Raw genomic sequence first — 18,322 nt, forward strand, 5'->3', positions numbered from 1 at the left:
ATCCTCCTCAACAAACAAACTTCCCTACAACTCATTCTTTAACTCTAGTCTTTCCAAAACAAACCATTTGAGTATCCAAAATACAATCACATAACCACCCCCTAAGAAGATAGCTATTAAAGATAGCATGGAATTTAGGAAATAAAAGACCACCACAGATACAAAGGTTAGCACAAAAACATTAAAGGCAATAGTGTCGGAAGCCAAATCTAGAATATAGGGTGTCAACCAGTCTAAGGTTTTTGAATCTAGGAAAAATAAGTGTTTATACATGATGAACTCCTCTTGCTAGACTATATACTAGTCCCAGATTAAGAAGAAAACCCTTCCTCTACTTTTTATAATACTTCAAACCCCAAATGAGTAGAAGCATGATAAGCAAGCAGAGAACAGCACCAATATATGCGATTAGTTGTTGATAGAATTCTCCTGCTGTGACACCTCTATACAAACAAATAATAGACATAAAACCTGTCAAGCCGATATACATGAGTTGATTGGTTCTAGGACTAACCAAATCATCATCTTCAAATTTTCTTATCCTCATTTCTCTAGTGAGGTAAACAGTGACCAAAATAGAAGCCAAGTTAATAACCACTAAAAGAAATTGGAGAACTACGGAAAAATTTAAAAACTGACGTGATAGAAATAGATAAGTAGAGACAAGTAAGGGCAACTGACCTAAGAACAATCTCGCAAGGAAGATGTTCCGTTTTTTAAAAAATATTTTTTTCATTGCTTTCTCCATTACAATTAAATGATATCTAATCATTTTCTAAAATTTGATAACTTTTGTGAAATGTTTTAGCAGAAACAACTCTATGATTGGTGATATCTATATAATCACCTGGATAACCAAGAACATACATTCCATAACCAGCAAATCCTCCTCCAACTGTTCCAACTAGACCAAACTTGATATTCGTTTCGAGAGAAGTGTTAAGACCTGCCATTAGAATGCGCACATGATTATCCAACCAAACCATATAATTTTTTTGAAAAGCTTCCTCTACCCAACTTGGTTTAGGAGTTGCTTGACCAATTTCCCAAACATCAACAATTTGATTCCCATATTTTGCCTTCATAGCTTCAATCCTTTTTAAATACCATTACATGAGTTTGGAGTTCCCCCTATACCATAAGGACCACATGGTTTTGAAAAATGTATAATAGGCCACTTACCATTTAATTGATCCAAAGTTGGAGAAGGTGCTAGCCCACCCAATAAACCAGCAACCATATCTCCCCAACCTCCGAAACCTCCTTCAACTTTCGCAAGCATCTCAGTATCCATCATTTCAAATTGTGACATCGTTTTTGTATTCATAACAAAAACTTCATTAGCCCCTACTTTTTATAATACTTCAAGCCCCAAATGAGTAGAAGCATGATTATCAAACAGAGAATAGCACCAATATAGGCAATCAATTGTTGATAGAATTCTCCTGCTGTGATACCTCTATACAAACAGATAATAGACATAAATCCTGTCAAACCAATGAACATCAGTTGATTGGTTTTAGGGCTAACTAAATCATCATCTTCAAACTCTCTTATTCTCATTTCCCTAGTGAGGTAAACAGTGAGCAAAATGGAAGCTAAGTTAATAACCACTAAGAGAAATTGGAAAACCAAGGAAAAATTTAAAAACTGACGAGATAGAAATAGATAAGTGGAGACAAGTAAGGGCAACTGACCTAGGAACAATCTCGCAAGGAAGATGTTCCGTTTTTTAGCAAGAAAAGTTTTCATTTCTTTGCTCCTTTCTTTTTAGTTAAAGCAAGATAGATTATAACCGCAATCACATAGGCTATGGTATAGAATAGATGATACCAAGCACTATCCCTAAGCGGATATAGAAATATGGACATGATCAGATACAAGATGAAAATGACAAGTATTTTTTTCTTCATAAAATTTCCTCCTGAATGTTTGTTGAGCTAGAACCTTTACACTGCTAGTATAGCACTCGTTTTATTCTTGGATCACTCAAATCGTAAATGGTCATCAAAACCTCTTGAATTGTTAAAAAATTTAAAAAAGCAAGCATGAAAAACATACTTGCCCTTTACACAATATTGATACCAACTTAATTTGTAGATTTTTTATCCTGCTATCACATATCATTTTGACAGGCGAAACAATATTAAAGAAACTCCACTGTAGATTAAACTAGCGATAAAAAATCTTTTTATCTAATTAGATCTATCTTTATTCTTCTTTGGAGATTTTAAAAATTTTCCCCTAATTAAATAAGTAATAAAAGAAATAAGCATACTGACAACAAAAACAATAAGAAAACTTTTGAAATCCATAATTACCTCCAAGTACACAAGCTCAAGTCTTTAAGCGACCATAATAGCCAATTGTAACATTGTTTTTGCATTCACGAGGAATACCTCTTTTTACTTTCGTCCTATTACAACCTTAATAAGGTTAGTATACTACTATTTTTTAAAATTTTCCATCCAAATCATAAATGGTCATCAAAACATCTTGAATTGTAAAAATTTAAAAAGCAAGCATGAAAAATATACTTGCCCTGGGGGAACTTGACAATGTGAAAATACAAAATAGAAAACTACTCACCCTCACTTCCGTATGTTCTCATATATTCTCATAATCGCAACAAGGATAGCAGCTGTCCCACTTGCCAAAGCGATAAGGGTAATGATAATGTTGAGGATTTCAGGCGTACTCCCTATTCTGTTGATAAGACGGAGTAGGGATATAACTGTCAACTGAATCAGGAGTATTGATTCTACTCTTACCAATGAAGTAAGTCTGTTTTCAACTGCATATAAAAAGGCTGGTAGCATAACACAGGCTATAGCAATCACAAACAGGTTGCTCCCTGTTTCTTCTCCCTTGTTCACCACGGAAATCATGAGAAGATTCGATGCTATGATCAACGTAGAGCAGATGATAAAAAAAGATTTCTTATTCATTTAATATACCTCGCATACTATGGTAAAAATCAAACTGGACAAAGACAAATTTTATCTGTTAGCTTCTGCCAATTCTTTTTTCACAAATTTTCTAATGACCAACCGGCAGCAAGTGAACCGTTAAAACCTGACGAAAGACTTGATTTTGACAGGTGGTATTGAGACTGGTATTGGGATGACTTTCCACAATCTTCATAACGGTATAGAGACCAACTCCTCTCTCCTCCCCTTTAGAACTTGCTCCAAAGGAGAAGATTTCAGAAATATCTATGCTCTCTTCTTTGATGGAGTTTTCAATGATAAAGGTCTCCTGTTCTCCATTTTTAAAAAAAGCGATTGAAACATGAGGTTGACTAGCCTCTGCACTGGCTTCAATAGCATTGTCACAAAGGATAGACACAATGGTTAGAAAATCAAGCAGACTCATCCCCTCAACCTGAATCTCCTCAGGAACTTCGACATTAAAGATAATCTTCTTATCTCTCGCTTTTAGAAATTTCCCTGCTAGGAGACTTTTGAGGGCACGGTCACGAATATTCACCAATCGGCCCAGGTCATATTTATTGTCCTGCAATTTCTGACTGGAATCCTTTAAAACAGAGTCGTAAATCTCTTTTATCTGCTCCATATCCTCCTCTTCAATACCCAGACGTAAACTGGTCAAGAGGTTGGTGTAGTCATGTCGAAAACTCCGTACTTCCTTATAAAGTTCTTCTATATGCCGACTATACCGCTCCATATCTCTATAGCGCAAGACCTGCTCTCGGTTCAGTTTTCCCTGAAGTTTTTCCTTCAAATAGGTATCTAATTTCTTGATAACCCCCATAAAAAAGAGTAGATAAAATACTAGAATGAAATGGCGAACTGTCGTTGATTGAATACCTTGTTGGTATTCAAGGTAAGATAGACTTTGCATCACTAGATAATAAGCCCCCATTACCCAGTTAATCTTAGTAAGAGACTTTTGAAAACCTTTATCTAGAAACTCCTTTCTCAATCTAGTGAAATCATAGTCTAACCATTTCAAAAAGACTAAAACTATGAAGCAAACGAATATCATAATCAATAAAAAGATAGGATTGCCATCCCCATCTACAATTCCTTGCCCCAAAAATGGAAGCACAAAATAGGAAACACCTCTGTAAAAGAGCTCTACTAATATCATTGGGAAGAGACCATAAAAAATAAGGATTTTTTTAGGAAGCCCTCTTAACAATAAGAAAGATAGACATATACCGAACAAAGGTTCTATAAAATAGGACAAATATTCACTTACATCCAAAAATTGAAAAGTCGCAAAAATGGTCCCTAGAAGAAATTTCAGAAGAAAAGCTTTAAAAATCCTCTCAAAAGTGAGACCAATTCCATCTACCTTAAAGAAAATGACAATTTCTAGTCCATTAATAACAAGAAAATACAACAATATCCAAGCAATGTTCATAAACTCTCCTAGCTCAGTGTAATTTATTGATGGCTTCAGACACTTCCCTGACCTTATAACGCGCAATTAGACAGCTTCTCCCATTGGGAAAGAAAAGCAGTTTTTCTTTCTTATCCAAATGCACCACATTTGCAGGATTGATGAGAAAAGAGCGGTGGCACTGCAGGAGACGAGGCTCCTGCTTAAGAATCTCCTCCAAACTCGCTGTAAATTCCAGTCTGTCCGTCTCGGTATAGAGAATGACATGATGAGATTTGGGCGACGTTTCGAGATAGTAAACCTCTTTAAAAGGATACTGGAATTGGGCAAATTTTGATTTAAAGTAAAAGCAATCTTCCGCCAGACTTTTACTGTCTTGACTATTGGCATAGAGAAGGGCTGTCTCGATCCGAGACTCAAACTCCTCAGCTGACAAGGCCTTATCAATATAGTCCAAAGCAGACACTTGGTAGCGAAAGGACAGGGGCATAAACTCTGAGTGAGTCGTCACAAAGACAATCAGGGCATAGGGGTCTCGATCCCGAATCTTTCTAGCCACTTCCAGCCCCTTCATCTCCTCATTTCGAATCTCAATATCCAAAAAGAATAGCTGATGGGCTCCCTTCTCATGCACCTCTGCCAGCAGCTGGTCTGGCTTACCAAAAACTTCAAAAGAACTCAGAGTGATATGATGTTCCTTCAAAAGTTTCTCAATGGTCGTTTCAATCCTAGTCTGTTGGGAAAAATCATCTTCTAAAACAAATATTCTCATCTTCTTACTCTCCTTCTTTCAACCATTTTTGACGAATTTCTCTATAGCGACGTCTGGCATACTTGACAGCGTATTGACCTTCTTCTCCAAGAAAAAGGATTCTTTCTTGAAAATCAATCGATTTTACTTTATCAAGATTGACCAAACAATTTCGATGACATCTCATCAAGGTTTCCCCATATTGGTTCTCAAGATTACTTAAATTTTGAACCATATTAAAACTAGCCTCTTCTGTAACAATCTGTACAGTATGGGCTTTAGTTGGATGTGCTTGGATATAGTAGATATCGTCTACTTTTACTTTATAGGCTGTCTTCTGTGTCTGAATAATCATATGTTTCATTGGATTCTCCTCCTAAGAAGAGAATAACAGAAAAAATCTAACACAAGCCCACCAAATCCTAAACAGGCCTTCAACGCTCCTGAAAGGTAGCTTGTTCCTCAAATAAGCATGATAATCTTACCACTATTTTATCATAAAATTCACTCAGCGCAATTCAAGACATTTCAATGACAATTAAAGATTTGAATAAAAAAAAAGAGTTAAAAGTGATAGACTGACAGTATCAAAACACAGTTGCTAGAAACAAGACTGGCACCCAGATTAAAGGAGGAATTCTCATGACAGATACAGACCCTATAAAAAGAGCTCAAACCTTGATTACCGACTTAAACAAAGCCTATCAAGCATGCAAACAGGCAACGGCTGACGACGTCCGCTTTCAGGAGCAACTAAACTCTATTCTTGGCTTTCTAGCCAAGGCTGAAACAGTGGATAATCGAGTCTTGATTGAATTGGAAAAATTTTACCAGACTTCCAGTCTTCTCATGGGACTCAGCGCTCTTGATCCAGATGCTCCTACTCGCGCTGCTTGGCGGGCCTATGACCGTTTCCACTTTGACCAAGTCAAGACCAAGTTGAGTCTCTACGGACCAACCATTCTCTTGTAGAAAATAAAAGAAGTTGAGACAAACTGAACTCAACTTCTTTTTTAGTGTCATATAGACAATGTTAGTCCTGCATCTGACGTTTTACCTGATAAGGCAAATACAAGACTAGTAAAACCAAACCAGCACCCAGCAAGGCTAGAAGGGCTATTTTTTCTTGGAAGGTAATCAATCCAACAACTAATTCCACTACTAAGACCAAACTGGTCAATCCTCGGACTACTGCCTGCAAGCCTTTTTCCTTTTGCCCCTTGTCCAGCGGAAAGACTTGGGTCAAATACTGGTAGTCAAAGGCATGATAGAGGGCCAACAACTGGAAGAGCAAGAGGTAGTTAAACAGCACTACCACTGCTGTCGCAATCCAAGCTTGCTCGATAAAGACCTGCGCCAGTATGGAAAGCAAGAGCAGACGAAGACTGAGCGCAAAGAGGTCTCCATTTCGCAGATAAGAACGCAGATAGAGATTTTGCCAAATCTTCCCAGGCACCTTCTGAACAGCCTTTAGGATAAAGTCCAGATAGGCACGACGCTTGACGCTGTTTGAAATCCCCTTGACCTGGGTAAAGAGGGCAAAGAAACGAAGCAAGACTTGCTTACGCTTGCTTTCTTGGGAAATGACATAGTCCCAGTCCAGTCCAGTTTCAGTGAAAAATTTGCTGGCCTTTTGACGAAAGAGGAAATATTTACCTACTCCCAATAAAAGCACATAGACCAGAAAAACAGGCAAGCCATAGCCCATTGCTAAAAATAAAGGCGCAAATAACAGCAAGAAAAGGGTCTGGACAAAGAGCCAAAAGACTAGGGAAACGCCAGTTTGACGCTTGAGATGGAGTTTGATTTCCTCTTCTCCGACTAAGAGAAAGAGCTTGTCTGGAGCCTCCATATAGGTGGCAATTCCTCCCCAAAGCAAAAGTAAAACAGACGTAATTCCTACAAATAAAAGGATAGGCCAATGATTTTCAGGAAAATCTTGCAAGAGTTGACTGTACTGGTAGGCTAGAAAGCCCAGCAGGACAAGCAGGAACAAGACAAAGTGGTCATTGAGAACATAGCGCAAATAACCAAGACACTCCTTACGAAAAGCCTGCTTTCTCTTTAAAAACAAGTCTTTCATAACTCCTCCTCTTTGGTCAGAGCCAAGTAAATATCATTCAAACTAGCCTCAGGCATATCAAAGGCTTCGCGCAGTTGCAAGAGATTTCCCTTAGCGCGCACCTCTCCCTTGTGGAGAATGACAAAGGCATCACACATCTTTTCCGCTGAATCCAGCACGTGGGTACTCATGAGAATGGACTTACCCTTTTGCTTTTCCACCTCCAAAAGCTGAATCAAGTCCGCAATAGCCAGCGGATCAAGACCAAGGAAAGGCTCATCCACGATGAAAAGACTCGGATCCACCACAAAAGCACAGATAATCATGACCTTCTGTTTCATCCCTTTTGAAAAATGAACAGGGAACCAGTCTAATTTCTGGTCCAAACGGAACATTTTTAACAAAGATTCTACTCGATCAAAAGCCACTTTCTGCTCAATACCATAAGCCATGGCAACCGTTTCGATATGCTCTCTGAGGGTCAATTCCTCATACAAGCTAGGTGTCTCAGGAATGTAGCCAATCTGCTTGCGGTAGCTTGTCGCATCTTCTTGCAGGGTCAAGCCATTGATATTGATAGAACCACTATAGGGTGTTAACAGACCGATAATTTCATTAATAGTCGTCGATTTCCCAGCACCATTGAGACCAATCAGACCGACCAGCTGCCCACTTTCAACAGTAAAGGACACATCTTTCAAGACAGGAACATGAACATAGCCACCTGTCAGGTTTTTAATTTCTAACATATTTTCTCCAAATCTGGTATAATGTAGCTATATTATATCAAAATTCAATACAGTAGAGGTAGATTTTATGTCAGATTGCATTTTTTGTAAAATCATTGCAGGGGAAATTCCTGCTTCAAAAGTATATGAAGATGAGCAGGTTCTTGCCTTTCTTGATATCTCTCAAGTGACACCAGGACACACCTTGGTCGTGCCAAAGGAACACTATCGCAATCTTTTAGAAATGGATGCTACTAACGCCAGCCAACTCTTTGCCCAAGTACCCAAAGTAGCTCAAAAAGTCATGAAAGCTGCCAAGGCTGCTGGTATGAATATCATTGCCAACTGTGAAGAAGTCGCAGGGCAAACAGTCTTTCATACACACGTTCACCTCGTGCCTCGCTACAGTGTGGACGATGACCTCAAGATTGATTTTATCGCCCACGAACCAGACTTTGACAAACTCGCTCAAGTCGCTGAAACCATCAAAAACGCCTAAGGAGTTGCCATGAAATTATCCAACCTACTGCTATTTGCAGGAGCTGCAGCCGGAAGTTATCTAGTCACAAAAAATCGCCAAACCATCACAGATGAAGTCTTGAATACCACTGACCGTGTTCAAGCTATCAAGGATGATGTGGATATTATCCAAAATAGCCTGCAAATCATCGACCAGCAAAAAGAACTCATCAAGGAATATCAAGAAGACCTAACTTACAAGTTTAAGGTCTTGGAAAAGGATATCCAGACTAGACTAGCTGTTATCAAAGAAACACAGGAAATGGAAGATAAGTAAAAAGAGCCAATTGGCTCTTTTTAGTTTATAGATTTTTTAAGACTTTCCTTAAGTAATGACGGACGGTAGCGACCTTCTTCGAAGTTCCATACCTAAACTTTGAGCCTAGGTCTCAAAGTTTCCGAACACCTGAAATCAAACGGTTTCAGGTGTTTTCATTACGGCGGAAAGTCTGGGAAAGTATTTGATTTATACTCAATGAAAATCAAAGAGCAAACTAAGAAACTAGCCGCAGCTTGCTCAAACACTGTTTTGAGGTTGTAGATAAGACTGACAAAGTCAGTCACATATATACGGCAAGACGACGTTGACACGGTTTGAAGAGATTTTCGAAGAGTATTATTCTCCTTCAAAGGCATCTTTAATATGGTCAAAGAAACCTTTTTTCTTTGGATTTACTTTCAAGTCACCAGCAGCTGCGAATTCTTTCAAGGCTACTTTTTGGCGGTCGTTCAAGCCTGTCGGTGTTACGACATTAACGGTAACGTATTGGTCACCAACTGCACCACCACGAAGGCTCGGAGCTCCCTTACCACGTAAACGGAATTTCTTACCAGTCTGAGTTCCCTCTGGAATAACCAATTCAACATCACCGTGAACAGTTGGAATATCTACTGTATCACCAAGAGCTGCTTGGACAAAGTTGAGGTTGAGATTGTAGAAAATAGTAGTTCCTTCACGTTCAAACTTGTCGCTGGCTTCCACAGAAACCACTACATACAAGTCACCATAAGGTCCACCATTAAAGCCAGCTTCACCTTGACCAGCTAGGCGAATTTGTTGACCTGTTTCCACACCAGCAGGGATTTTGACATGTACACTATGGGCTTGTTTTTCATGACCTGTTCCGTGACAAGTTGTACATGGATCTTTGATTTCTTTCCCGCGACCATGACAGACATCACAGGTTACTTGACGACGCATCATACCAAGAGGAGTTTGTGTATCAACGTTAATGACACCAGCTCCATGACAGCGTCCACAAGTGACTGGACTTGTTCCTGGCTTAGCACCTGAGCCATTACATGTACGACAGCTAGCTTCACGGTTATATTTGACTTCTTTTTCAGCCCCAAAAATAGCTTCTTCAAAGGTCAAATTCACACGATACTGGAGGTCATCTCCCTTACGAGGAGCATTTGGATTGCGTGAAGCACCGCCTCCGCCGAAGAAACTTGAGAAGATATCTTCAAAACCACCGAAGCCTCCTGCCCCATCGAAACCGCCGAAACCACCAGCTCCACCAAAACCACCGTTGGCTCCAGCAGCACCGTATTGGTCATAGGCAGTACGTTTTTGGTCGTCACTCAAAGTCTCATAGGCTTCCTGAACTTCCTTGTACTTTTCCTCAGCACCTGGCTCCTTGTTGATATCTGGGTGATATTTTTTCGAAAGCTTACGATAAGCCTTTTTGATTTCGTCTGCCGAAGCGTTTTTGGACACCCCCAGACGATCATAAAATTCAGTATTGTTCATACAAGATACTAAGAGCGAACAGAAAGCGACTGAAATTTAGGAAACCGACAAGAAATCCTGATTTCTTAGGAGGTTTATCTAATTTCCAAGCTTTCCGCTCGAGTTCAATTACGAACACCCTTATTCCTTTCTGTTAATATTGCGGAACGAGACCACGATTTAGTCCGGGTTCAATTCCTTTCTTTTATATTGAATCAGAATTTTGGGAACCCGTGTTCAATTCCCTGAACACCTTTGTTCCTTTCTATTGATATTTTGAATCAAACCTCGATTTAGTCCGGGTTCAATTCCTGTATTTCATATTGATGAGACAAACCCCAAATAAATCAGGTTTAGACCCTTTTTACCGAAAAACAGAGGCTGGGTTGCAACCTCTGGATTTCTTCTTATCATTACGACGTTCGAAAATAAAGTCGATTATACTTTGTTTTTGAACTAGTAAGGCGTTTAGGCAAGTCGCCATAGCGATTGCTGTAGAATGACAATCACTTTAGTGATTAGTCATTCTTAACGAGTTAGGCTTAACTGAGTCTCGGCTAAAAACTTCGGAAAAAAGATAAGCCATCTTTTGTGCACCGCACAAGGCGATGGCTTCCTATTTTTCTTTCGTTTTCTTAACGCCTCAACATCTTATTTTTCCGTAAACTCTCCGTCTACGACGTCATCGCCTGCGTTTCCTGTTGCTTCTGCGCCTTCTGCTCCTGCTTGAGCTTGTTGGGCTGCTGCGGCTTGTTCGTAGAGTTTAACAGCAAGGCCTTGAGCTTTTTCGTTCAATGCTTCAAGTTTTGCTTTCATGTCGTCCAAGTTGTTGTCTTCTTGAGCTTTCTTAAGGTCATCAAGGGCAGTTTGGGCAGCGTCACGTTCTGCGTCGAAGCCTTTGCCTTCAGTTTCCTTGATTGTCTTTTCAGTCGCAAAGATTGCTTGGTCAACTTCGTTACGAAGGTCTACTTCTTCTTTACGTTTCTTATCTGCTTCAGCGTTAGCTTCTGCATCTTTCATCATGCGATCAATTTCTTCATCTGTCAAACCTGAGTTTGATTGGATAACAATTGTTTGTTCTTTTTGAGTTCCAAGATCTTTAGCCTTAACAGACACGATACCGTTCTTATCAATGTCAAATGTTACTTCGATTTGTGGGATACCACGAGGTGCAGCTGGGATATCAGTCAATTGGAAACGTCCAAGAGTCTTGTTATCTGCTGCCATTGGGCGTTCACCTTGAAGAACGTGGATATCAACGGCTGGTTGGTTGTCTGCCGCAGTTGAGAAGACTTGTGATTTAGATGTTGGAATTGTTGTGTTACGGTCGATGAGTTTTGTGAAGACACCACCCATTGTTTCGATACCAAGTGACAATGGTGTTACATCAAGAAGGACAACGTCTTTAACATCACCAGTAATGACACCACCTTGGATCGCAGCACCCATGGCAACAACTTCATCAGGGTTTACTGATTTGTTTGGTTCTTTACCAGTTTCAGCTTTAACAGCTTCGACAACGGCTGGGATACGAGTTGAACCACCAACAAGGATAACTTCGTCGATTTCTGACAAGCTCAAACCTGCATCTGAAAGTGCTTGACGAACTGGAACTTTTGTACGTTCTACAAGGTCACGAGTCAAATCGTCAAATTTAGCACGAGTCAAAGTCATTTCCAAGTGAAGAGGTCCAGCCTCACCTGCAGTAATGAATGGCAAGCTGATTTGAGTTGAAGTCACTCCAGAAAGGTCTTTCTTCGCTTTTTCAGCTGCATCTTTCAAACGTTGCATTGCCATCTTGTCAGTAGACAAGTCAATACCGTTTTCTTTCTTGAATTCTGCTACCAAGTGGTCGATGATTTTTTGGTCAAAGTCATCACCACCAAGTTTGTTGTCCCCTGCAGTTGACAATACATCGAAGACACCGTCACCCAATTCAAGGATTGAGACGTCGAATGTACCACCACCAAGGTCGAATACCAAGATTTTTTCTTCTTTATCAGTCTTGTCCAAACCGTAAGCAAGAGCGGCTGCAGTTGGTTCGTTGACGATACGTTCTACTTCAAGACCAGCGATTTTACCAGCGTCTTTTGTTGCTTGACGTTGAGCATCATTAAAGTAAGCTGGAACTGTAATAACTGCTTTAGTTACTTTTTCGCCAAGGTAGTCTTCAGCGTAGCCTTTCAAGTATTGAAGAATCATAGCTGAGATTTCTTGTGGAGTGTATTCTTTTCCATTAGCAGAAACTTTTTCAGAAGTTCCCATTTTAGATTTGATAGAGATGACTGTATCTGGGTTTGTAACTGCTTGACGTTTTGCAGCATCACCAACAATGATTTCGCCGTTTTTGAATGATACTACAGATGGAGTTGTACGGTTACCTTCTGGGTTTGCGATGATTTTGCTTTCCGTTCCTTCAAGAACTGCTACTGCTGAGTTTGTTGTACCTAAGTCAATACCGATAATTTTAGACATGTGTTTTCTCCTTAAATTTTAATTCGAATTTTGATTTTTTGATATTCCCCTTAAGTGGTGGGGACGTGAGCAACTCCCTTCGGGATTTCATCACTTATTTTTGAGCCTATTGTCTCAAAAATCCCCTGTTTCAGTAGCTTTTGCTACTGAAACTTTCACCACAGTGGGAAATATCTTCCTTGCAAGCCTCCGGCTTGCCTCTTATCTTTCTTCATAGTTTATTGTCGTTTCGGACAAGTTTTCTATTATGTAAATTGCGACATGAGAAGTCGAAATCGATTTTATTTCGACGACGAGTTAGTAAGGAGGCTAGGCAAACGCCATAGCGATTGCCGTTTTCTGACGAGTTGCTTTAGCTACCGTCAGAATTGCCTAATCGAACACGCCCTAAGCTCTGAGTAAAAAAGATAGATTTTCTTGTGTTCATCGAACACTTCGTCAATCTCCTATTTTTACTGTGAGCTTTTTACGGGCTTTGTATCTTAGTTATACACCACTACCATTGCTGGGCGTAGAATGCGGTCATGGAGTTTATAGCCTTTCTGGAAGACTTGGGCGATGGTATCTGCTGGGTGTTCATCGTCTGCTGGGAGAGTTTGGATGGCCATATGGTAGTTATGGTCAAATTCACCGTCAGCTGCGATTTCTTCGATTCCTTCTTCTTTCAAAGCGTGAATCAAGCTTTCTTGCACCATTTCCAAGCCCTTCTTCACATCGTCTGTCAAACCTTCAACCGCGAGTGCACGCTCAAGGTTATCCAAAGAAGGGAGAATCGCTTTTGCCAAATCCTGGCTACGATAACGTTGCAAGTTTTGACGCTCTTCATTGGCACGGCGTTGGATATTTTGCATTTCTGCATGAGCGCGAAGGTATTTGTTTTCGAACTCATCTGCACGTTCATTTGCCAAGTCCAACTCAGACTTCTCAGGAGTTGTTTCTTCTACCGTTTCCACAACTTCCTCTTCTTGGACTTCTTCTACTTCTTCATTTTTTATATCTTGGGCCATTTTCGCCTCCTTTAATGATTTCAATCTTAATGTACTTCATAATGATTACTGCTGAGGTAGCGGTAAAAATCTGTCAACTTCATGGTCAAAACACGGTTGACCACATTGACTTGGTTGATTAGCTGTTGGTAATCCAGATCGACTGGACCGATAATGGCTAGAATTCCAACTCCCCGATAAGGAATGAGAAACTTACTACTAATCACCGCTAGGTCAGCTAGACAGGACTCTTGACTGTCTGCAACACGGACGTTCTGCATCTGATCTTCACGCAACCCCTCACGAATCTCCAGAGCTACCTTTTGCGGTTGGTCAAAGAACTGATAAGCTGCCAGATTGGCAAAATTCAAGAGATTGACCTTGCCTGCCACCACAATGTTTTCGTTGAACATTTCCTTAAAGATATGTTCAAAGAGATCGATAACATTATCCGTTGTTGTAAAGTAACGCTGGATAATCTGCGGAATCTCCGTCCGAATCTTGTAGTGAATATCTAGAACGGTGTGACCTAGGAAGCGTTCCTGAATAATGCTCTTCAGTTTCAGCAAATCCTCCTGCAAAAAGTTCCTTGGAATCAGAAACTGACTGGTAACCGTTCGAGACTCGTCTAGGGTGAATACTGCCAAGGCTGTATGTTGCCCCAAAACAACGATATCAAAGGCTGTCAACCGTTGCCTGCTCGGCTCAACATCCAGTGCTACTACCGTACAGCCACTCAAGTCTGTCAGTAGATTAGCAGCCTCTTGCAGAATATCCTCCAGTTTGAAGAATTCCTGATCAAAGGCTTTAACAATCTCATAAACCTCATTTTCAGCCAGTCGGTCAAAATCCAGTGAGTGTTTCACATAGTACTGAAAACCAGCAACACTTGGCATCCGACCACTTGAAGTATGAGCCTTCTCAAGCAAACCTTGCTTTTCTAGAGCCGCCATGTCATTACGAATGGTTGCACTGCTAGAGTTAATAGACTCTTGCAAGGCTTTGGATCCGACAGGTTCGTGCGTTTTGGTAAAGATGTCAATAATGAGATTTAGAATATCCTGCTGACGCTCTGTAACCACCTCATCACTCCTCTCTGTCTGATCAATTAGCACTCGATGCCCTCAAGTGCTAACTCATGATTCTATTATACACCCTTAAAAGAGAATGTCAAGACAAAAACTCAAAAAATTAGCACTCTTTTAACAAGAGTGCTAAAAATCAGTCTAAAGACCTAGAAGCCTACCTTCCATCTACTTGGTATTTCCTTTTAAGTCTGAAAAAACCATGAATTAGATAAGAAATCAGAAAGGCATATAAAAGAAAAATAATAAAGAAAGACATAGAAAGTTCTTCTTTAAATAAACTCATACAAACAACAAAACCACCTAAGAAAGTAGCTGTACAGGAACGAATTCTATATCGCATAACTTCCCATCTGAGCCCCTTACTCATATAGACTTGATCCTCTGGAAGTAAATCAGAAGACGATTTACGAAGAATCGAACAAAAACCAGCTCCTATCAATTCCCAACCTCTATTTCTAAAATCTTGCAGTTCATGCTTATATTTTTTAAGAAATCTAGAATCATAGATACAGTAGATGACATCGTCTGGTTGACATTGGTCAAAATAGAACAAACCAAAACGACTAGTTCTATACTTCCAACCTTTCAAATGCATCTCATGTAAATATTCTTCTTCCTTGTCCAGATCAACAATGGTGAAAATCCGAAATTGTACTTTGCTATTCATTACCTTACCTCCAAATCAGAAAACATACATAGTTTTATTTGTCAGATAATTCTTTCCACTTTTGAAACAATCTCCAAAAAATATAAGAAATCTGAATCGCATGGACTATCAATAAAACACCATCTATTATAACAATCAAAAACATTTCCCAACTGAAAGAACTACCTCCAGTGACAAACTTTGAGAAAACCGGTAGTAGAGCTAAAAAGAGAAGCAAAATAGGAAGCATCCGCCTCGTTAAAATCCGTTTGACCATAGCTAATTTCCCGGCTGCGTCATTATAAATTTCAAACTCGGCATCCGACTCAATTCCAGAATGAAGCTTTCTAAAGTAGGAAAACCCATTAAAGTCTGTAATATGCTCCCAGCCACAGTCTTTAAATAATTGTAAATAGGAGGCTCTCTCTGATTTTTTCATAGGATAAAAGTCCAACTGATAAGACACCTGCTCCGGTTGACACTTTTCAAAAGTATACTTAACCGCAACTACTAAGTTAGAGTAGGTCACTTCCTTAAGTTTCCAGCCCTCAGCATGCATTTTTCTAAGATACAAAGCCTCTCTATCATAATCCGCAATGGTAGCAATTCTATAAACAACCTTCTTTTCCATCATCTTTCCTCCAGACTATTTCTATAGAGCCGTTCAATACGTTTCAATTCAATATCTAAGACTTTTCGTCCCAAGTCTGTGATCTGATAGATTTTCCGTTTTTCCTCTTCACGGACAAAGGAAATCAAACCATCCTTTTCCATTTTTGACAAGGTTCCATACATAGTCCCAGGACTAATCGAAACTTGCGAATCTGTCATCTCCTTGACCTTTTGCGTAATACTATAACCATGACCTTCCTTTTGCAGACAGAACAAGATATAAAAGCCCGTTTCCGTCATCGGAAGATAGACCCGACGAATCTTAGCCGTTAATTCCATTTGCATTCACCTCCTATTCAGTTCGATATATCGCACTTCGTTATATAAAATATATCACAGTTCGATATAAAACGCAAGAAAAAGAGATCGACCTCAGGCAATCTTTCTGATTTATTAGGCTCTATAATATTTGTAGTGGGTAAATCCCCTATAGATATTATGGAGCCTATTTTTGTGTAAAAAAAGTCCCATATGACCTATAATGAAAAGCGACAAAACAACTCATTAGAAAGAATCATATGGAACAATTACATTTTATCACAAAACTACTCGATATCAAAGACCCAAATATCCAAATTATAGATATCATCAATAGGGATACCCACAAAGAAATCATCGCTAGACTGGATTATGAGGCTCCTTCTTGTCCTGATTGTGGAAGTCTAATGAAGAAATATGACTTTCAAAAACCATCTAAACTCCCTTACCTCGAAACAACTGGTATGCCTACTAGAATTATTCTTAAAAAACGCCGTTTTAAGTGCTATCAGTGCTCTAAAATGATGGTCTCCGAGACCTCTCTCGTCAAGAAGAATCACCAAATTCCTCGTATCATCAACCAAAAAATTGCTCAAAAACTGATTGAAAAGAATTCTATGACCGATATTGCCCATCAGCTGGCCATCTCAACTTCAACTGTCATTCGCAAGCTCAATGACTTCCGTTTTAAGCATGATTTTTCGCGTCTTCCTGAGATTATGTCCTGGGACGTTGAAACAGTCAGGGGAGTGACTGTTTCAATCGGGAGATGAAGATGAGCTTCATTGCGCAAGATTTTGATAAGCTCAATATCATCACTGTTCTTGAAGGCAGAACACAGGCTATCATCCGAAATCACTTTCTGCGCTACGATAGAGCCGTCCGATGTCGAGTGAAAATTATTACTATGGATATGTTTAGCCCCTACTACGATATTGCCAGAAAACTTTTTCCTAACGCTAAAATCGTTCTCGACCCCTTTCACATTGTACAATATCTCAGCCGTGCTATGAGTCGTTTCCATGTTCAAATTATGAATCAATTTGAGCGAAAATCTCATGAATACAAGGCTATCAAGCGCTACTGGAAACTCATTCAACAGGATAGCCGTAAACTTTGTGATAAGCGATTTTATCGCCCTACTTTTCGTATGCACTTGACCAATAAAGAGATTTTAGACAAGCTTTTGAGCTATTCAGAGGACTTGAAACTCCACTATCATCTCTACCAGCTCCTGCTTTTTCACTTTCAGAACAAGGAGGCAGACAAATTTTTCGGACTCATTGAGGACAATCTAAAACAGGTTTATCCCCTTTTTCAGACTATCTTTAAAACTTTATCTCAAGGATAAAGAGAAGATTGTCAACGCTCTTCAATTACCCTATTCTAACGCCAAATTGGAAGCAACTAATAATCTTATCAAACGCAATGCCTTTGGTTTTCGGAACTTTGAAAACTTCAAAAAACGGATTTTCATCGCTCTAAATATCAAAAAAGAAAGGACAAAATTTATCCTTTCTCGAGCTTAGCTTTTCTTCAACCCACTACAGTTGACAAAGAGCCAAAAAAGCAACGGCAAATCCGTTGCTTTTTTTGGAGATAAGAGACTATTGTCCCAGACTCAGATTTTAGCTTTTCTTCAACCCACTATAGTTGACAATGAGCCACTAAAAATTAGTTCTACTAAAATGCAGTCGTTCTTCCTTTAGAATTTTAAAGATTTTAATCTTCTTTTCTCTTGCGAGCTACAAGACCAAATCCACTCAATACTCCAAGAAGTCCAAGTGCTGCTAAATTACTATGATCTTCAGTACCAGTATTTGGCAACTGGGGAGTGTTTTCTTTAGCAGAGTTTTGTTTCTCTGGAGTTACTGGCTTCTCTGGAGTCACTGGTTTCTCTGGAGTTACTGGCTTCTCTGGAGTTACTGGCTTCTCTGGAGTTACTGGCTTCTCTGGAGTCACTGGTTTCTCTGGAGTTACTGGCTTCTCTGGAGTTACTGGCTTCTCTGGAGTTACTGGCTTCTCTGGAGTTACTGG

Annotated in this window: 22 protein-coding genes and 1 pseudogene; 4 read left to right on the top strand and 19 right to left on the bottom strand. The window is 39.6% G+C overall.

What is annotated here, in order from left to right; genetic code table 11:
- Positions 1–24 precede the first annotated feature (24 nt).
- The 9 genes from blpZ to M1G12_RS08435 form a co-directional block, all read right to left on the bottom strand.
- Positions 25–273, bottom strand: coding sequence for an immunity protein BlpZ (blpZ, locus tag M1G12_RS08395; RefSeq protein ID WP_084864447.1), 249 nt, complete (start codon positions 271–273; stop codon positions 25–27).
- A 58-nt stretch (positions 274–331) separates the two neighbouring features.
- Positions 332–736: a hypothetical protein gene (locus M1G12_RS08400; protein WP_000717993.1), complete on the bottom strand. Its 405-nt coding sequence runs from the start codon at positions 734–736 to the stop codon at positions 332–334.
- A 28-nt stretch (positions 737–764) separates the two neighbouring features.
- The gene (locus M1G12_RS08405) at positions 765–1,085 is read right to left on the bottom strand and encodes a hypothetical protein (protein ID WP_000645120.1); all 321 of its coding nucleotides are present in this window, start codon (positions 1,083–1,085) and stop codon (positions 765–767) included.
- Positions 1,086–1,099: 14 nt separating this feature from the next.
- Complete coding sequence (locus M1G12_RS08410; protein ID WP_001093489.1) at positions 1,100–1,327, bottom strand: Blp family class II bacteriocin; 228 nt, start codon at positions 1,325–1,327, stop codon at positions 1,100–1,102.
- A gap of 20 nt (positions 1,328–1,347) precedes the next feature.
- Positions 1,348–1,752 carry a hypothetical protein gene (locus tag M1G12_RS08415; RefSeq protein WP_023947150.1) on the bottom strand — a complete coding sequence of 135 codons (405 nt, stop codon included), beginning with the start codon at positions 1,750–1,752 and terminating at the stop codon, positions 1,348–1,350.
- Between the two features lie 839 nt (positions 1,753–2,591).
- On the bottom strand, positions 2,592–2,948 hold the full coding sequence (locus M1G12_RS08420) for a hypothetical protein (protein WP_084864446.1): 357 nt from the start codon (positions 2,946–2,948) through the stop codon (positions 2,592–2,594).
- A gap of 91 nt (positions 2,949–3,039) precedes the next feature.
- On the bottom strand, positions 3,040–4,389 hold the full coding sequence (locus M1G12_RS08425) for a sensor histidine kinase (protein ID WP_247949743.1): 1,350 nt from the start codon (positions 4,387–4,389) through the stop codon (positions 3,040–3,042).
- A gap of 13 nt (positions 4,390–4,402) precedes the next feature.
- Positions 4,403–5,140, bottom strand: coding sequence for a response regulator transcription factor (locus M1G12_RS08430; protein ID WP_247949744.1), 738 nt, complete (start codon positions 5,138–5,140; stop codon positions 4,403–4,405).
- 4 nt (positions 5,141–5,144) lie between these two features.
- Positions 5,145–5,483: a LytTR family DNA-binding domain-containing protein gene (locus M1G12_RS08435; protein ID WP_049494994.1), complete on the bottom strand. Its 339-nt coding sequence runs from the start codon at positions 5,481–5,483 to the stop codon at positions 5,145–5,147.
- A 278-nt stretch (positions 5,484–5,761) separates the two neighbouring features.
- On the opposite strand from M1G12_RS08435, the gene M1G12_RS08440 reads away from it, so the two are divergent.
- Positions 5,762–6,091, top strand: a complete 330-nt coding sequence (locus M1G12_RS08440) for a hypothetical protein (RefSeq protein ID WP_000132585.1) — start codon at positions 5,762–5,764, stop codon at positions 6,089–6,091.
- Between the two features lie 61 nt (positions 6,092–6,152).
- Here the strand turns inward: M1G12_RS08440 and M1G12_RS08445 are convergent, their stop codons facing one another.
- Complete coding sequence (locus tag M1G12_RS08445) at positions 6,153–7,202, bottom strand: ABC transporter permease (RefSeq protein WP_247949745.1); 1,050 nt, start codon at positions 7,200–7,202, stop codon at positions 6,153–6,155.
- Positions 7,199–7,930, bottom strand: coding sequence for an ABC transporter ATP-binding protein (locus M1G12_RS08450; RefSeq protein WP_247949746.1), 732 nt, complete (start codon positions 7,928–7,930; stop codon positions 7,199–7,201). The genes M1G12_RS08445 and M1G12_RS08450 overlap by 4 nt, the downstream gene beginning before the upstream one ends.
- Before the next feature lie 67 nt (positions 7,931–7,997).
- On the opposite strand from M1G12_RS08450, the gene M1G12_RS08455 reads away from it, so the two are divergent.
- Together M1G12_RS08455 and M1G12_RS08460 are read left to right on the top strand one after the other, a co-directional pair.
- Positions 7,998–8,408 carry an HIT family protein gene (locus M1G12_RS08455; RefSeq protein ID WP_247949747.1) on the top strand — a complete coding sequence of 137 codons (411 nt, stop codon included), beginning with the start codon at positions 7,998–8,000 and terminating at the stop codon, positions 8,406–8,408.
- 9 nt (positions 8,409–8,417) lie between these two features.
- The gene (locus M1G12_RS08460; RefSeq protein ID WP_084928138.1) at positions 8,418–8,705 is read left to right on the top strand and encodes a hypothetical protein; all 288 of its coding nucleotides are present in this window, start codon (positions 8,418–8,420) and stop codon (positions 8,703–8,705) included.
- A gap of 339 nt (positions 8,706–9,044) precedes the next feature.
- On the opposite strand, the gene dnaJ is transcribed toward M1G12_RS08460, so the two are convergent.
- The 7 genes from dnaJ to M1G12_RS08495 all read right to left on the bottom strand — a co-directional run bounded on the left by dnaJ (position 9,045) and on the right by M1G12_RS08495 (position 16,306).
- Positions 9,045–10,181 (bottom strand): molecular chaperone DnaJ, encoded by a 1,137-nt coding sequence (gene dnaJ, locus M1G12_RS08465; protein WP_247949748.1) that lies wholly within the window; start codon positions 10,179–10,181, stop codon positions 9,045–9,047.
- 630 nt (positions 10,182–10,811) lie between these two features.
- On the bottom strand, positions 10,812–12,635 hold the full coding sequence (dnaK, locus tag M1G12_RS08470) for a molecular chaperone DnaK (protein ID WP_247949749.1): 1,824 nt from the start codon (positions 12,633–12,635) through the stop codon (positions 10,812–10,814).
- A gap of 482 nt (positions 12,636–13,117) precedes the next feature.
- Positions 13,118–13,642 carry a nucleotide exchange factor GrpE gene (gene grpE / locus M1G12_RS08475; RefSeq protein ID WP_000046038.1) on the bottom strand — a complete coding sequence of 175 codons (525 nt, stop codon included), beginning with the start codon at positions 13,640–13,642 and terminating at the stop codon, positions 13,118–13,120.
- A 26-nt stretch (positions 13,643–13,668) separates the two neighbouring features.
- A complete protein-coding gene (hrcA, locus tag M1G12_RS08480; RefSeq protein ID WP_084864440.1) occupies positions 13,669–14,703 on the bottom strand; it encodes a heat-inducible transcriptional repressor HrcA in 1,035 nt (344 codons plus the stop codon).
- Between the two features lie 160 nt (positions 14,704–14,863).
- Positions 14,864–15,376: a DUF2812 domain-containing protein gene (locus M1G12_RS08485; RefSeq protein ID WP_247949750.1), complete on the bottom strand. Its 513-nt coding sequence runs from the start codon at positions 15,374–15,376 to the stop codon at positions 14,864–14,866.
- Between the two features lie 34 nt (positions 15,377–15,410).
- Positions 15,411–15,986: a DUF2812 domain-containing protein gene (locus M1G12_RS09970; protein ID WP_345773310.1), complete on the bottom strand. Its 576-nt coding sequence runs from the start codon at positions 15,984–15,986 to the stop codon at positions 15,411–15,413.
- Entirely contained in the window at positions 15,986–16,306 is a 321-nt protein-coding gene (locus M1G12_RS08495; RefSeq protein WP_192851950.1) for a PadR family transcriptional regulator, read from the bottom strand. Before M1G12_RS08495 ends, M1G12_RS09970 begins: the two co-directional genes overlap by 1 nt.
- Positions 16,307–16,545: 239 nt before the next feature.
- Here M1G12_RS08495 and M1G12_RS08500 point away from each other — a divergent pair.
- Positions 16,546–17,814, top strand: a pseudogene (locus tag M1G12_RS08500) (ISL3 family transposase).
- Between the two features lie 193 nt (positions 17,815–18,007).
- Here M1G12_RS08500 and M1G12_RS09935 read toward each other — a convergent pair.
- The coding region (locus M1G12_RS09935; RefSeq protein WP_282186139.1) for an LPXTG cell wall anchor domain-containing protein at positions 18,008–18,322 on the bottom strand (315 nt) is incomplete at its 5' end.

It is taken from the genome of Streptococcus mitis, from assembly GCF_023110375.1.
In the GTDB taxonomy this organism is placed as follows: Bacteria; Bacillota; Bacilli; order Lactobacillales; family Streptococcaceae; genus Streptococcus; species Streptococcus mitis_CI.

Coding starts and splice junctions, on each gene's coding strand:
- M1G12_RS08420 (WP_084864446.1), bottom strand. CDS start 2,948: ATGAATAAGAAATCTTTTTTTATCATCTGCTCTACGTTGATCATAGCA.
- M1G12_RS08425 (WP_247949743.1), bottom strand. CDS start 4,389: ATGAACATTGCTTGGATATTGTTGTATTTTCTTGTTATTAATGGACTA.
- M1G12_RS08430 (WP_247949744.1), bottom strand. CDS start 5,140: ATGAGAATATTTGTTTTAGAAGATGATTTTTCCCAACAGACTAGGATT.
- M1G12_RS08450 (WP_247949746.1), bottom strand. CDS start 7,930: ATGTTAGAAATTAAAAACCTGACAGGTGGCTATGTTCATGTTCCTGTC.
- dnaK (WP_247949749.1), bottom strand. CDS start 12,635: ATGTCTAAAATTATCGGTATTGACTTAGGTACAACAAACTCAGCAGTA.
- M1G12_RS08415 (WP_023947150.1), bottom strand. CDS start 1,752: ATGAAAACTTTTCTTGCTAAAAAACGGAACATCTTCCTTGCGAGATTG.
- M1G12_RS08485 (WP_247949750.1), bottom strand. CDS start 15,376: ATGAATAGCAAAGTACAATTTCGGATTTTCACCATTGTTGATCTGGAC.
- blpZ (WP_084864447.1), bottom strand. CDS start 273: ATGTATAAACACTTATTTTTCCTAGATTCAAAAACCTTAGACTGGTTG.
- dnaJ (WP_247949748.1), bottom strand. CDS start 10,181: ATGAACAATACTGAATTTTATGATCGTCTGGGGGTGTCCAAAAACGCT.
- M1G12_RS08460 (WP_084928138.1), top strand. CDS start 8,418: ATGAAATTATCCAACCTACTGCTATTTGCAGGAGCTGCAGCCGGAAGT.
- M1G12_RS08405 (WP_000645120.1), bottom strand. CDS start 1,085: ATGAAGGCAAAATATGGGAATCAAATTGTTGATGTTTGGGAAATTGGT.
- M1G12_RS08455 (WP_247949747.1), top strand. CDS start 7,998: ATGTCAGATTGCATTTTTTGTAAAATCATTGCAGGGGAAATTCCTGCT.
- grpE (WP_000046038.1), bottom strand. CDS start 13,642: ATGGCCCAAGATATAAAAAATGAAGAAGTAGAAGAAGTCCAAGAAGAG.
- M1G12_RS08495 (WP_192851950.1), bottom strand. CDS start 16,306: ATGGAATTAACGGCTAAGATTCGTCGGGTCTATCTTCCGATGACGGAA.
- M1G12_RS08400 (WP_000717993.1), bottom strand. CDS start 736: ATGAAAAAAATATTTTTTAAAAAACGGAACATCTTCCTTGCGAGATTG.
- M1G12_RS08440 (WP_000132585.1), top strand. CDS start 5,762: ATGACAGATACAGACCCTATAAAAAGAGCTCAAACCTTGATTACCGAC.
- M1G12_RS08445 (WP_247949745.1), bottom strand. CDS start 7,202: ATGAAAGACTTGTTTTTAAAGAGAAAGCAGGCTTTTCGTAAGGAGTGT.
- M1G12_RS09970 (WP_345773310.1), bottom strand. CDS start 15,986: ATGGAAAAGAAGGTTGTTTATAGAATTGCTACCATTGCGGATTATGAT.
- M1G12_RS08410 (WP_001093489.1), bottom strand. CDS start 1,327: ATGAATACAAAAACGATGTCACAATTTGAAATGATGGATACTGAGATG.
- M1G12_RS08435 (WP_049494994.1), bottom strand. CDS start 5,483: ATGAAACATATGATTATTCAGACACAGAAGACAGCCTATAAAGTAAAA.